Origin of the sequence: Demequina pelophila (genome assembly GCF_000971175.1) — a bacterium.
Lineage (GTDB): Bacteria > Actinomycetota > Actinomycetes > Actinomycetales > Demequinaceae > Demequina > Demequina pelophila.
Window position 1 is genome coordinate 215,174 of sequence record NZ_BBLY01000004.1, and the last position, 12,396, is coordinate 227,569.

Here is a 12,396-nt window from a genome sequence, read left to right on the forward strand (position 1 = left end):
TGAAGAGTGTCCGTGTGTCAACACTGACACTGCATCGGTCCGGGATGGACCGATTGCACGATTCTGCCACATCTCCGGCGCGGGTCCCGCCACCGGTAGGTTGGGCGCATGGCCGCAGGGCAGCGCGAGGTGGGCGAGATCGTCGGGGGATACCGGGTGCTCGCGCGCCTGGGCACCGGCGGCTCCGGGTCCGTCTACCGGGTGGTCGACGAGGCCGGCGTGGAGTCCGCGCTCAAGCTGGTCGACACCGAGGACGAGGTCGCCCGCGCCCGCCTCGAGCGCGAGGTCAAGGCGCTCCAGGCGCTGCGCCACCCCGCGGTCCCGCACATCCTCGACGCCGAGCTCGACGACGACGAGACCTTCGTGGTCTTCGAGTTCGTGCCCGGGCAGACGCTCTGGGACCACGTCCAGGCGCACGGCCCGCTCGAGGGGGAGGCGCTCGCGGACTTCGCGGACCGCACCGCCTCCGCGCTCGAGGCGGTGCACGCGGCCGGCGTCATCCACCGCGACGTCACCCCGTCGAACGTGATGATGAGCCCCGAGGGGCCCGTGCTCATCGACTTCGGGCTCGCGCACCGCACCGACGACGCGCGGCTCACCCGCGAGGGGCTGGTCTCCGGCACGCCGGGCTACGTCGCGCCCGAGGTGATCGACGGCGCCGAGCCCGGCACCGCCGCCGACCGCTGGTCCTGGGCCGCGACGGTCGCCTACGCCATGGCGGCGCAGGCGCCGTTCGGCTCCGGGACGGGGGCGATCTCCCGGACCCTGGAGGCGCGGCCCTCGCTACCCCCGGTTCCCGGGGCCGATGCGCTGGTCGCCGCGCTCGGTCGCGACGAGCACGCGCGGCCCGGGATGAGGGACGTGGTCGCGGCCCTGCGCGGCGCCCGCCCCGAGGCGATCGGGCCCGGCGACGCCTGGGCGGCGGTGCCCGGGGTCGGGGCCGCCGCGCCGACGGCGCCCCACACGATTCCCGGACCCGTGCGCGACTGGGACGACGCGGCGCACCCTGCGCTCGGTGGCGGTGGCGGTGCCGGTGCCGGTGCTACCGCGGTGATGCCGGGGGCGCAGCCCGGCGTGGCCCCCGCCGCGGCGTGGCCGGGTCCCGACCCGACCGCGGTGATGCCCGCCTCCGACCCGACCGCGGTGATGCCCACGTCGGACTCCACCGCGGTCATGCCCACCTCGGACCCCGCGAGGGTGCCGGGGGTGCGGGGCGGTGAGTTTGGCGGCCATGGCGACCACTGGGGCGACGAGTCAGGTGACTGGCTTGGTGGGCCCGGGGAGGCCGGGGAGTTCGGACCGCCTGAGGGGTATGGCGCGCCCGGGGAGTTCCCCGAGCCCGCGCCCGCCCCGCCGCGCCCCGTCAAGCGAAGGGGCCTGCTCGCGTTGGCGGGCGCCGCGATCGTCGTGGCGGCTCCGCTCGCGCCGGTCGCCGCGTATCTCACCCTGGTCGCGCTCGCGGTGCTGGCCCGCGGAGTCCGGCGTCGGCGTCTCGCCATCGAGGCCGCGGAGGCCCGACGTGGGGTGCGCCGGACCTCGGACGCGGTGGTGCAGACGCTCGGGTTGCCGTGGCACACCGTGCGCGGCGCGTTCGAGACCGTGCCGGCCGCGCTCACGGCGCTGGCCGCCGGTGCGGGCGTGGGCGCGGGGGCCTGGTGGCTGGTGAGCTCGGGCACCGTGGCCGGGCCGTCGGAGACCGCCCAGTACCTGGGGCACGCGGCGGCGGTGGCGCTCGGTGCGCTCGCGGCGGTCATCGTCATGGGCTGGGGGCCGTTCATGCGCGACACCCGCGCCGGCGCCCACCGGGTCGCGGCGGCGCTGTCGCCCACGCGCGGCCTCGTGATCGCCTGGGGCGTCGTCGCGGTGGCGGCGATGCTCGTGGTCGCCATCGCGGTCTACCTGCGCGTGGACGTGTGGTGGTGGCCCCTGCCCGATCTCGCGTAGGCCGGATGCGCCACGGTGCGGCGGGATCGGTGGCCGCGCCGACGCGCACGGCCGCGGTTGCGTGGCCTGGCTCGTGCGTGCGCGACCACGCTCGTTTCTGCCCACCGCGGAACACGCCGCGCCCACGGGACGTTGGGCGAGCGACAGCCGCGCCGACGAGGGGGACACTGAGGGAATGAACGTGAGCAGCGAGGTCGAGACCGGACGATGGGCCGCGGTGCAGCCGTGGCTGAGCCTGGTGGTCCGGTTGGCGATGGCGGTGATCCTGGTCGCCGCCGCGATCCCCAAGATGATGGACATCCCGCAGTCGATCATCGCGGTCCGCGCCTACCGCCTGCTGCCCGAGGCGCTCGTCCCGTTCGTGGGCACCATGCTCCCGTTCGTGGAGCTGCTGCTCGCGCTGTTCCTGTTCGCGGGGCTGTTCACCCGACTGTCCGCAATCGTGTGGCTGCTCATGATGGCGGCCTTCTCCGCCGGCGTGATCTGGGCGTGGAGCCAGGGCTACTCGATCGACTGCGGCTGCTTCGGCGGCGGCGGCGACGTGGCCGAGGGCACCACCAACTACCCGTTGCACATGCTCGAACGCGCGGGATTCATCGTGCTCGGCGCCTACCTTGTTGCGTGGCCGCGGTCCCGCTTCTCCGCCGACGGATGGATGAAGGGCGACTGATCGTCGGCACGTTGCCGGTGCCCGCAGGGCGGGCGAGGCGGACGCCGGGGAGGCGGCGCATCGTCCCCTGGTACGGCACCCGGCCCCGGATTCGTTAGATTTCTCCGCAGAACCCAACCCCCGGGAGACACCCATGTCCAGCAAGAACGAGCGGGCCGCGGCGGCCCGCGCCAAGGCCCAGGCCCAGGTCAAGGCGCAGGAGCGCCGGACCACCATGATCATCGTGGCGGCCTCCGTGGTGGGCCTCGCGCTGTTCGGCGCGCTCATCTTCTTCATCGTCAACCAGGGCAAGGTGCCCGCGCTGGGCGAGGCCGGCTCGACCGCGCCCGCCGCATCGGACGCGTCCGGCGGCATCCCGGTGGGCTCCGGCGGCGTCGTGGGTGAGGACGTGCCCGAGGACGCCCCGCGCGTCGACATCTACCTCGACTTCATGTGCCCCATCTGCGGCACGTTCGAGCAGATCAACGAGGCCGACCTCAATGAGCTGCGCGAGGCCGGCGAGATCCAGGTCTGGTACCACCCGGTGTCGATCCTGGACCGCTTCTCGAACAGCACGCAGTTCTCGACGCGCTCCGCGGCGGCCGCCGGCGTGGTCGCCGACCGCGCGCCCGAGGCGTTCCTCGACTTCATGACCGCGATGTTCGTCAACCAGCCCTCCGAGGGCACCGACGGACTGAGCGACGACCAGATCGAGGAGATCGCGCTCGCGGCCGGCGTCCCCGAGGACGTGGCCGGGTCGCTGTCCAACGCCGACTTCCGCAAGTGGGCCACCGCGGCGACCACCCAGGCCTCGCAGGACGGCATGCAGGGCACGCCCACCATCGCCGTGTCCGCATCGGGAGACTTCGCGGACATGGAGATCCTGGACCCGAACGACGTCGCGTACTTCTCCGAGGGCGGCCTCAAGGCATACCTGGAGGGCCTGGGCTGATCCGCCCGGACACTCCGCACGGAATCTGAGTCGACACGCCGGTGATCCGCCCCGTTTCGGGGCTGGTCGCCGGCGTGTTGCGTTTCACTCCGTGCGGAGTGTCCACGGGAGCGAGGCGGGTATTCTGGCGTCCCCCAGGCTGGCATGGCGCAATCGGTAGCGCAGCGCTCTTGTAAAGCGAAGGTTGCGGGTTCGAGTCCCGCTGCCAGCTCCATTTCCGGCGCCGGATGCGTCCGTCGCTGCGCGCGTCACGCCGCCCCGCCGTCACTCCTCCACACACGGCGGCCCGGAACCGGCGCGAATCTGCTGATATTCGCGCGACACGCCGCCGACACGCCGGGCCGTGTGTGGAGAGGTGCATTTTCTGTGTGGATCAGTGACGTGGCCGCGCGAGTGATCCGGGCGCGAGCGCAACCCCGGCGCGCTGCTCAGCCGGGGGTGCCCCAGCGGATGGGCGCCGCGCCCTGGTCGACCAGGGCGGCGTTGGCCCGCGAGAAAGGTCGTGAGCCGAAGAACCCGCGCGACGCGCTCAGTGGCGAGGGGTGCGGGGACTCGAGGCAGGGCACGCCCGGCAGTTCGGCGGCGAGCGCGCGGGCGTCGCGACCCCACAGGATCGCGACGAGCGGGCCGCCGCGCGCGGCCAGCGCCCGCACCGCGAGCAGGGTCACCTCCTCCCAGCCCCGGCGCCGATGCGACCCCGCCTCCCCGGGCGCCACCGTGAGCACGCGGTTGAGCAGCAGCACGCCCTGGTCGTGCCAGTGGGACAGGTCGCCCGAGGTCAGCGACTCGCCCGTGTCCTCGCGCAGTTCGCGATCGATGTTGCGCAGCGAGCGCGGCATGGGCCGGCCGGGGGCGACGGAGAAGCTCAGCCCCACCGCATCGCCGGGAGTGGGGTAGGGGTCCTGGCCCACGATGAGCACCCGGACGTCCGCCAGCGGAAGCGTGAAGGCGCGGAGGATCGCGGGCTCCGGGGGCAGGACCTCGCGGCCGGCGGCACGCTCGTCGCGCAGGAAGCCTCCGAGCGAGGCCAGCGCGGGCGCGGCCGGTGCCAGCGCGGGCACCCAGTCGGACGCGATGCGGTCGGCCCAGTCGTCCATGGCTCGGAGCCTAATGCGGTGAACCGGCCGCGCCTCACCGCCGGGCGGCGCGCGCGGGAGTAGCGTGTCCCGCACCCTGCACGCCAGAACCGCCCGAAAGGAGGCCCCGTGGACACCGCCGCAGCCCACCCGCTCGACCCCGCCGAGCAGCCGCTCGACGAGCACGAGCGCGCCGTCCTGGCCTTCGAACGCCGCTGGTGGCGCTTCGCCGGCGCCAAGGAGGACGCGATCCGCGCGGAGCTGGGACTCACCGTCACCGAGTACTACCAGGTGCTCGGCTCCCTGGTGGATCGGACCGCCGCGCTCGCGGCCGAGCCGATGGTGGTCCAGCGCCTGCGCCGCATGCGCGCGGCCCGCCAGCGCGGTGCCTCCTCGACGACGCACCCGGGCGGCCGGCCGAACGGCGCGACCGGCGACACCGCGGCCGCGACCGCGGGCGCCACGGCGACCTCCTCAAGCGGATCCCGGCCCTGAAGCGGGTAGGGTTCACCCGTGGCTAAGCAGCAGTACGAGCGGGACGAATTCGACGAGATCGCGGCGGCCGGCGGGCCGGTGGGCGTCCACCGCGCGCCTCGGCCGTGGTGGACGGTCGTCATCACGCCGCTGATCGTCTTCGTGGTCGCGGGACTCGCGGCCTTCCTGGTCGCGCAGGTGCTCTGGAGCTCGGGCGGCTCGTCCGACACCGACGCCGCGGCCACCTCGAGCCCCGACGCGACCGTCTCCGCCGACGCGTCCACCGACGCCACCACCGAGCCCTCCGAGTCGGCCGCACCCGAGGCCTCCGAGTCCGCCGAGCCCGAGCCCAGCGAGGAGCCCGAGCCCGTCATCGACCTCGACGCCTCGATCTCCGTCCTCAACGGCGCCGGCATCAACGGCCTCGCCGGCCGCACCACGGACGTCCTCACCGGCTCCGGCTTCACCGCCGTCACGCCCGCCAACCTCACCGGCGAGCGACCCGCCGCCAACCAGGTGGTCTATGGGGACGATGCGATGGCCGACACCGCGCAGGAGGTCGCCGACACCCTCGGGATCGACCTGGTCACCCAGGGCGAGACCCAGTCCGGCGACGCCGTCGAGGTGCAGCTGGTCTCCGACCTGGGCTGACGCCCTCCCGTCCTTCCGCCTCGGGGGACGATGCACGGCCACCCGGCCCGTGCATCGTCCCCCGAGGCGTTGTCACGCCCCGGGCGAACACCCCCGACCCGGCTTGCACTCGGCAGGGGAGAGTGCCAGAATCTCGTTAGCACTCGGGAACCTCGAGTGCTAACAGACGTGGCCCTCCTGCCGAGGTGTCGGGGCCGGCGTGACCTGAACGCCGCACCCTGCATCGTCCGTCGCGGGCGGTATGAGGGCCTAAATCCATCGACGGAGGAAAACCTTCATGGCAAAGATGATTGCCTTCGATGAGGAGGCCCGCCGCGGCATGGAGCGGGGCATGAACGCCCTCGCCGACGCCGTCAAGGTCACGCTCGGGCCCAAGGGCCGCAACGTGGTGCTCGAGAAGAAGTGGGGCGCCCCGACCATCACCAACGACGGCGTCTCGATCGCCAAGGAGATCGAGCTCGACGAGCCGTACGAGAAGATCGGCGCGGAGCTCGTCAAGGAGGTCGCCAAGAAGACCGACGACGTCGCGGGTGACGGCACCACCACCGCCACCGTGCTCGCCCAGGCCCTGGTGACCCAGGGTCTGCGCAACGTCGCGGCCGGCGCCAACCCCATCGCCCTCAAGAAGGGCATCGAGAAGGCCGTCGAGGCGGTCACCGCCGAGCTGCTCAAGGCCGCCAAGGACGTCGAGTCCAAGGACGAGATCGCCGCGACCGCGGGCATCTCGGCCGGCGACCCGGCGATCGGCGAGCTCATCGCCGAGGCGATGGACAAGGTCGGCAAGGAGGGCGTCATCACGGTCGAGGAGTCCTCGGCTCTGGGCCTCGAGCTCGAGCTGACCGAGGGCATGCGCTTCGACAAGGGCTTCCTGTCGGCGTACTTCGTCACCGACGCGGAGCGCCAGGAGGCCATCCTCGAGGACCCGTACATCCTGCTCGTCGAGTCGAAGATCTCGTCGGTCAAGGACCTCGTGCCGGTGCTCGAGAAGGTCATGCAGACCGGCAAGCCGCTCATGATCATCGCCGAGGACGTCGAGTCCGAGGCCCTCGCGACCCTCGTCGTGAACAAGATCCGCGGCACCTTCAAGGCCGTCGCCGTCAAGGCGCCGGGCTTCGGCGACCGCCGCAAGGCGATGCTGCAGGACATGGCGATCCTGACCGGCGGCACCGTGATCTCCGAGTCGGTGGGCCTCTCGCTCGAGACCGCCGGCCTCGAGCTCCTGGGCCAGGCGCGCAAGGTCGTCGTCACCAAGGACGAGACCACGATCGTCGAGGGCTCGGGTTCGCACGAGCAGCTCGAGGGCCGCGTGCGCCAGATCCGCGCCGAGATCGAGAACTCGGACTCGGACTACGACCGCGAGAAGCTCCAGGAGCGCCTCGCCAAGCTCGCCGGCGGCGTGGCCGTCATCAAGGCGGGCGCGGCCACCGAGGTCGAGCTCAAGGAGCGCAAGCACCGCATCGAGGACGCCGTTCGCAACGCGAAGGCGGCCGTCGAGGAGGGCATCGTCGCCGGTGGTGGCGTGGCCCTCATCCAGGCCGGCACCGCCGCCTTCGGCACCCTCGAGCTCGAGGGTGACGAGGCGACCGGTGCGCGCATCGTGGAGGCGGCCATCACCGCCCCGCTGCGTCAGATCGCCGTCAACGCCGGCCTCGAGGGCGGCGTCGTCGTGGAGAAGGTCAAGGGCCTCCCGGTCCACTTCGGCCTCAACGCCGCGACCGGCGAGTACGTCGACCTGCTCGCCGCGGGCGTCAACGACCCGGTGAAGGTGACCCGCTCGGCGCTGCAGAACGCGGCGTCGATCGCCGGCCTCTTCCTCACCACCGAGGCCGTCGTCGCCGACAAGCCCGAGCCCGAGCCGGCCATGCCGGCCGGCGGTGCCCCCGACATGGGCGGCATGGGCTTCTAAGCACCACGCTGATCAGCGGCGGGGCCGGTTCGCCGGTCCGCGCTGAGCATCACACGAAGGCCCCCGAGGTTCGCCTCGGGGGCCTTCGTGGTGCTCGGGCGGCTGGGTGGTGGCTTCGGGCTGCTCGCGGGCTGGCTGGCCGGGTGGGGGCCTGTATGTCGGACGCTTCGCCGGTTGGTCCTGCGTGGGTGCTGGCTCCGGGCTGCTCGCCGGCTGGCTTCCGGCTCGTATGTCGGACGCGTCGCCGGTTGGTCCTGCGTGGGTGGTGGCTCCGCCTTGTCGCCCGCTGGCTTCCGGCTCGTATGTCGGACGGCCCGCCGAACGGTCCGCCAGGGGGGCTGGCTCCCGCCTGGCTCCCGGCTCGTATGTCGGGCGCTTCGCCGAACGGTCCGTCATACGTGCTGAGACCGACACGTATGTCGGATCAGCTCTCGCATGGTCCTGCGTTGGCGCTCCCCAAAGAGGCCGATCCTGCGCCGAGCGGCCTCAACTGGCGAGCGGGGGCCGAGTGCGGTGGCACCTGCGGGACATCAGCGTCGCCGGCGCGCCGCTACTGCCGCCGACGCTCGGCGGCGCGCACGCGCAGGCCCGACGCGCGCAGGCGTGTGATGAGCTCGCGGGTGGACACCTCGACCGCGCCGAGTTCGACGAGCGAGGCGCGCCGCTCGGCCGGGTAGTCGTAGTGGTCGCGATCGAACGCGCGCTCGGGCAGACCCGCGCGACGGGCGAAGGCGTGCAACTCCTCGAGCGACAGGTCCGACACCAGGTGGCCCCAGACGCGTCCATGGCGCGGCCACAGCGGCGGGTCGAGGAGTATCACCGTTCGAGCGTATGCCGGGTGCCGGGTGCCGGGGTGCGGAGTTGCACAGGTGCGGAGGTGCGGACCCACCAAGCGCCGGAGGCGCCAACCGCCGCGCCTACCTTCCGAACAGCCGGGTGGCGTGCGTCTCGGCCTCCTCGTAGGACTGCGCCGCGACCGCCAGCGCCGAGGTGATCGCGTCGAGCGCCTCCTCGACGTGCAGTTGCGCACCCTGCCACTGGTCGCGCACGCCCGCGAAGGCCATGGCGGCGGAGCCCTGCCAGGCGCCCTCGAGGGCGACCAGCTGGGCCATCATCCCGGCGACCTCGGCGCGGATGGCGGCCGCGGACTGCCCGGCCCGGGCGGACGCGGAGGCGAGCTCCGCAGCATCGACGTGGTAGCGCATCGTCCCTCCAGAAGGTGTGGTGGGATCGACGCTAGGCGCGCCGCCGGAGGCGCGCCCCGACGGCACTGGAGCCTGGGGAGAGTCAGCCCGCGTCGGGGGCGGGGGACATCTTCCGGAGTGCCTTGTCGAGGCGGGCGGCCTCGGCGGTGAGGTTCTGGCGCGCCTGCGACTCCCACGTGAGCCCCAGCGGGCTGGTGTAGAGGCGCGGCCGCGACAGCAGCTTGCCGATGATCGCGCGGCGGCTGCGGTAGAAGTCCTCGTCGGGGATGTGCGCGTACTCGGCGCGGACGTCCTCCGTGTAGGCCTTGTAGCGCTGGGGCTCGGCCGCGAGGATCGCGAGGTCCGCGTCGGACAGCACGGACGCGTCCGGCGAGCCGGGCAACGCCGAGTGGCGCAGCAGGTTGTGCACCATCTCCGCGATCGACTCGACCTTCTCCTCTGGCACGCCGAGCGCGGACAGCTGCTCGCGCGCGTACTGGGCGCTCGCGGCCTCGTCCTCGCCGCCGCGGTGGGCCTTCGCGGTCTCCGTGTCGGAGGAGAACACGGCCCCGTGGTACCAGGCCGCGAGGCGCACGCACTGCGGCTTGCGGGTCTCCTGCTGGAGCTCGTCGACGCGGGTGAGCAGCTCGACCAGGTGGCGCACGTCGTGGAAGCGGCGGGCCGGATTGGTCCAGCGGTCCAGGAGGCGCGAGCCCGCGGCGGCGATCTCGGGCTCCGGCGCGGTCGCGCCCGCGGCGACGGCCGCGCGAACGTACGCGGGCAGCAGCCAGGCGGGGGTGGGTGCAGTGGTCATCTTCACCTCAGAGCGACGGGAGAGCACACTGCCCAGTCTGCCGATACCGGTCCCAGGGTGCAAAGCGCGCGCCCGGGGTGTCGTCCTTGGGGACGATGCAGAGTCCGGGTCCGCTTGCCGGTCCAGTGACGACGGTCCCGGGGGACGATGCGGTGGGGACTGGCGACGATGCGGCCCGGGCCGTGCCGTGGTGAGGATCGCACCGACGGCCGGGCGGGGCGTCGGTCATCGCCGCTAGAATCGGGGGCGGTGCCGAGGTGCGGCGCCGCAGTGACGATTGAGGTAGATGTGCCCAGCGGGAAAGTGAAGTGGTTCGACTCCGACAAGGGGTTCGGATTCATCGCGAGCGAGGACGGCCAGGAGGTCTTCCTGCACGCGTCCGCCGTTCCCGAGGGTGAGACCGTCCGCCAGGGCGCGAAGGTCGAGTTCTCCGTGGCCGACGGCCGCCGCGGCCCGTCCGCGCTGAACGTCACCATCGTGGACCCGGGCCCCTCGGTCGTGGCGAACCGCCGCCGCGGCGCCGAGGAGATGTCGATCATCGTCGAGGACCTCATCAAGCTGCTCGATGGCGTCCAGGGCGGCCTGCGCAAGGGCCGGTACCCCGAGGCCGCTCGCGGCAAGCAGGTCGCGGCAGTGCTGCGCCGCGTCGCCGACGATCTGGACGCCTGATGGCTGTCGACACCGTGCTGGGCAAGGCCGTCGACCTCGCGCGCGACGCCGCGGTCGAGGCCGCCGGCGACGCCGCGCTGGTGGGGGAGCACCTCGAGGCCGTCTCCATCGAGGACCGCCTGGTCACCCACCTGTTCGCCTGCACCATGCCCGGCTACCGCGGCTGGGTGTGGTCGGTGTCCGTCGCCCGCGCCCCGCGCGCGAAGACCGCGACGGTGTGCGAGGCCCACCTGGTACCCGCGGACGATGCTCTGCTCGCCCCCGCGTGGGTGCCGTGGGCCGACCGCGTGCGCCCCGGGGACCTCGAGCCCTCGATGGTGCTGCCGCTCATCCCCGACGACGTGCGCGTGGTCCCCGGCTACGAGTCGACCGGCGACGAGGACGAGGACCAGATCGCGAACTGGGAGCTGGGCCTCGGGCGCCCGCGCGTGCTCGGCCCCGTGGGCCGCGCAGACGTGGCCGACCGCTGGCACCGCGGCTCCCACGGGCCCTCCGCGGCCTCCGCGATCGCGTCGCCCGCGCCGTGCTCGACGTGCGCCTTCTTCATTCCGCTCACGGGCTCGATGCGCATGACGTTCGGCGCCTGCGCGAACGAGTGGTCGCCCTCGGACGGCCGTGTCGTGAGCGTGGACCACGGCTGCGGCGCGCACTCGGAGACGGACATCGAGCGCACCTCGAGCCAGTGGCCCGAGGTCGACCCGGTGTTCGAGAACGAGGTCAACGTGCCGTTCGAGATCGGCGTCGCCGAGCCGGAGCCCGAGCCCGAGGCGCCTGCGGAGGGCGAGCCCGAGCCCGAGCCTGCGGCCGAGGAGACCGGCGCCGCGGAGCCCGAGCCGAGCGCGGAGGCCGAGCCGGCCGACGCATCGTCCCCGGAGACGGCCGAGCCCTCCGAGCCAGAAGCCCGCGAGTCCGAGAAGCCCGAGCCCGAGCAGGCCTGACCCGCGTCAGCGGGGCAGGCGCGCCGCGACGTAGTCGATCGACGCGACCAGGCGCTCGACGTCCTCGGGGTCGACCGCGGGGTAGACGCCCACGCGGATCTGGTTGCGGCCCAGCTTCCGGTACGGGTCGATGTCCACGACCCCGTTCGCGCGCAGGGCGGCGCGCAGGGCGGCGCCGTCGACGTCGTCCGCGAGGTCGAGCGTGGTCACCACGGGGGAGCGGTGCGCGGGATCCGCGACGAACGGCGTGACCCAGGCGGTGCGCGCGGCCCAGTCGTAGAGGATCCCGGACGAGCGCTCGGCGCGCGCGGCCGTGAACTCCATGCCGCCGCCGGCGAGCATCCACTCGAGCTGCGCGCGCATGAGCACCAGCGTCGCGACGGCAGGAGTATTCAGCGTCTGGTTGAGGCGCGAGTTCGTCAGCGCGGCCGCCAGCGACAGCGACTCCGGCACCCACCGCCCCGACGCGGCGATCTCCTCGATGCGCGCGATCGCCGCGGGGGAGACCAGCGCGAACCACAGGCCGCCGTCGGAGGCGAAGCACTTCTGGGGCGCGAAGTAGTAGACGTCCGCCTGCGTGGCATCGAGGCGCGTGCCGCCCGCGGCCGAGGTCCCGTCGATCACCGTGAGCGCGCCCTCCGCGCCGGCGGGGCGCAGCACCGGGGCGATCGCACCCGTCGAGGTCTCGTGGTGGGGCCAGGCGTAGAGGTCGATGCCGTCCTCGGCGACCGGCAGCGCGACGGAGCCCGGCTCGGCGGTGCGGATGGACGATGCGGCGAGGTGCGGGGCGGTCGAGGTCGCCTTCGCGAACTTCGCGCCGAACTCGCCGAACGCGCAGTGCTGCGCCCTCTCGCGGACCAGGCCGAAGGCCGCGGCGTCCCAGAACATGGTCGAGCCGCCGTTGCCCAGGATCACCTCGTAGCCCTCGGGCAGCGCGAAGAACTCCGCGAGCATCCGGCGCACGTCGCCCACGAGGTTCTTCACCGGCGGCTGCCGGTGCGAGGTGCCCAGGACGCCCGGCTGGGCGGCCGCGAGGGCGGCGAGCTGCGCATCGGTCACCTTCGACGGGCCCGAGCCGAAGCGGCCGTCGTGGGGGAGGAGCTCGGCGGGAATCGTGAGGGCGTCCGTCATGGGTTCAC

The 12,396-nt window shown here is 73.2% G+C and carries 13 protein-coding genes and 1 tRNA gene; 9 read left to right on the forward strand and 5 right to left on the reverse strand.

The window, feature by feature from the left end; genetic code table 11:
- Nucleotides 1-108 precede the first annotated feature (108 nt).
- The 4 genes from AOM03_RS06700 (at nucleotide 109) to AOM03_RS06715 (ending at nucleotide 3,759) form a co-directional block, all read left to right on the forward strand.
- Complete coding sequence (locus AOM03_RS06700) at nucleotides 109-1,944, forward strand: serine/threonine-protein kinase (RefSeq protein WP_062379613.1); 1,836 nt, start codon at nucleotides 109-111, stop codon at nucleotides 1,942-1,944.
- Nucleotides 1,945-2,119: 175 nt separating this feature from the next.
- The gene (locus AOM03_RS06705) at nucleotides 2,120-2,614 is read left to right on the forward strand and encodes a MauE/DoxX family redox-associated membrane protein (RefSeq protein ID WP_062379616.1); all 495 of its coding nucleotides are present in this window, start codon (nucleotides 2,120-2,122) and stop codon (nucleotides 2,612-2,614) included.
- A gap of 133 nt (nucleotides 2,615-2,747) precedes the next feature.
- On the forward strand, nucleotides 2,748-3,545 hold the full coding sequence (locus tag AOM03_RS06710) for a DsbA family protein (RefSeq protein WP_062379618.1): 798 nt from the start codon (nucleotides 2,748-2,750) through the stop codon (nucleotides 3,543-3,545).
- Nucleotides 3,546-3,683: 138 nt separating this feature from the next.
- Nucleotides 3,684-3,759: transfer RNA gene (locus AOM03_RS06715), tRNA-Thr, on the forward strand.
- 214 nt (nucleotides 3,760-3,973) lie between these two features.
- On the opposite strand, the gene AOM03_RS06720 is transcribed toward AOM03_RS06715, so the two are convergent.
- Nucleotides 3,974-4,642, reverse strand: coding sequence for a uracil-DNA glycosylase (locus tag AOM03_RS06720; protein WP_062379620.1), 669 nt, complete (start codon nucleotides 4,640-4,642; stop codon nucleotides 3,974-3,976).
- Nucleotides 4,643-4,750: 108 nt separating this feature from the next.
- Between AOM03_RS06720 and AOM03_RS06725 the strand changes: the two genes are divergently transcribed.
- From AOM03_RS06725 to groL, 3 genes are all read left to right on the forward strand, one after another.
- On the forward strand, nucleotides 4,751-5,116 hold the full coding sequence (locus AOM03_RS06725; RefSeq protein WP_082092218.1) for a DUF3263 domain-containing protein: 366 nt from the start codon (nucleotides 4,751-4,753) through the stop codon (nucleotides 5,114-5,116).
- An 18-nt stretch (nucleotides 5,117-5,134) separates the two neighbouring features.
- The gene (locus tag AOM03_RS06730; protein WP_062379622.1) at nucleotides 5,135-5,746 is read left to right on the forward strand and encodes a LytR C-terminal domain-containing protein; all 612 of its coding nucleotides are present in this window, start codon (nucleotides 5,135-5,137) and stop codon (nucleotides 5,744-5,746) included.
- 277 nt (nucleotides 5,747-6,023) lie between these two features.
- On the forward strand, nucleotides 6,024-7,652 hold the full coding sequence (gene groL / locus AOM03_RS06735; protein ID WP_062379624.1) for a chaperonin GroEL: 1,629 nt from the start codon (nucleotides 6,024-6,026) through the stop codon (nucleotides 7,650-7,652).
- A 550-nt stretch (nucleotides 7,653-8,202) separates the two neighbouring features.
- On the opposite strand, the gene AOM03_RS06740 is transcribed toward groL, so the two are convergent.
- From AOM03_RS06740 to AOM03_RS06750, 3 genes are all read right to left on the reverse strand, one after another.
- The gene (locus AOM03_RS06740; RefSeq protein ID WP_062379626.1) at nucleotides 8,203-8,472 is read right to left on the reverse strand and encodes a DUF4031 domain-containing protein; all 270 of its coding nucleotides are present in this window, start codon (nucleotides 8,470-8,472) and stop codon (nucleotides 8,203-8,205) included.
- Between the two features lie 97 nt (nucleotides 8,473-8,569).
- Nucleotides 8,570-8,857, reverse strand: a complete 288-nt coding sequence (locus AOM03_RS06745) for a WXG100 family type VII secretion target (RefSeq protein ID WP_062379628.1) — start codon at nucleotides 8,855-8,857, stop codon at nucleotides 8,570-8,572.
- 82 nt (nucleotides 8,858-8,939) lie between these two features.
- Entirely contained in the window at nucleotides 8,940-9,650 is a 711-nt protein-coding gene (locus tag AOM03_RS06750; RefSeq protein ID WP_227589917.1) for an HD domain-containing protein, read from the reverse strand.
- 288 nt (nucleotides 9,651-9,938) lie between these two features.
- Here AOM03_RS06750 and AOM03_RS06755 point away from each other — a divergent pair, with 288 nt between their 5' ends.
- Nucleotides 9,939-10,319, forward strand: a complete 381-nt coding sequence (locus AOM03_RS06755) for a cold-shock protein (protein ID WP_062379632.1) — start codon at nucleotides 9,939-9,941, stop codon at nucleotides 10,317-10,319.
- A complete protein-coding gene (locus AOM03_RS06760) occupies nucleotides 10,319-11,257 on the forward strand; it encodes a DUF3027 domain-containing protein (RefSeq protein WP_062379634.1) in 939 nt (312 codons plus the stop codon). Before AOM03_RS06755 ends, AOM03_RS06760 begins: the two co-directional genes overlap by 1 nt.
- A 6-nt stretch (nucleotides 11,258-11,263) precedes the next feature.
- Here AOM03_RS06760 and serC read toward each other — a convergent pair whose 3' ends face one another.
- Complete coding sequence (serC, locus tag AOM03_RS06765) at nucleotides 11,264-12,388, reverse strand: phosphoserine transaminase (protein WP_062379636.1); 1,125 nt, start codon at nucleotides 12,386-12,388, stop codon at nucleotides 11,264-11,266.
- Between the last annotated feature and the right edge of the window lie 8 nt (nucleotides 12,389-12,396).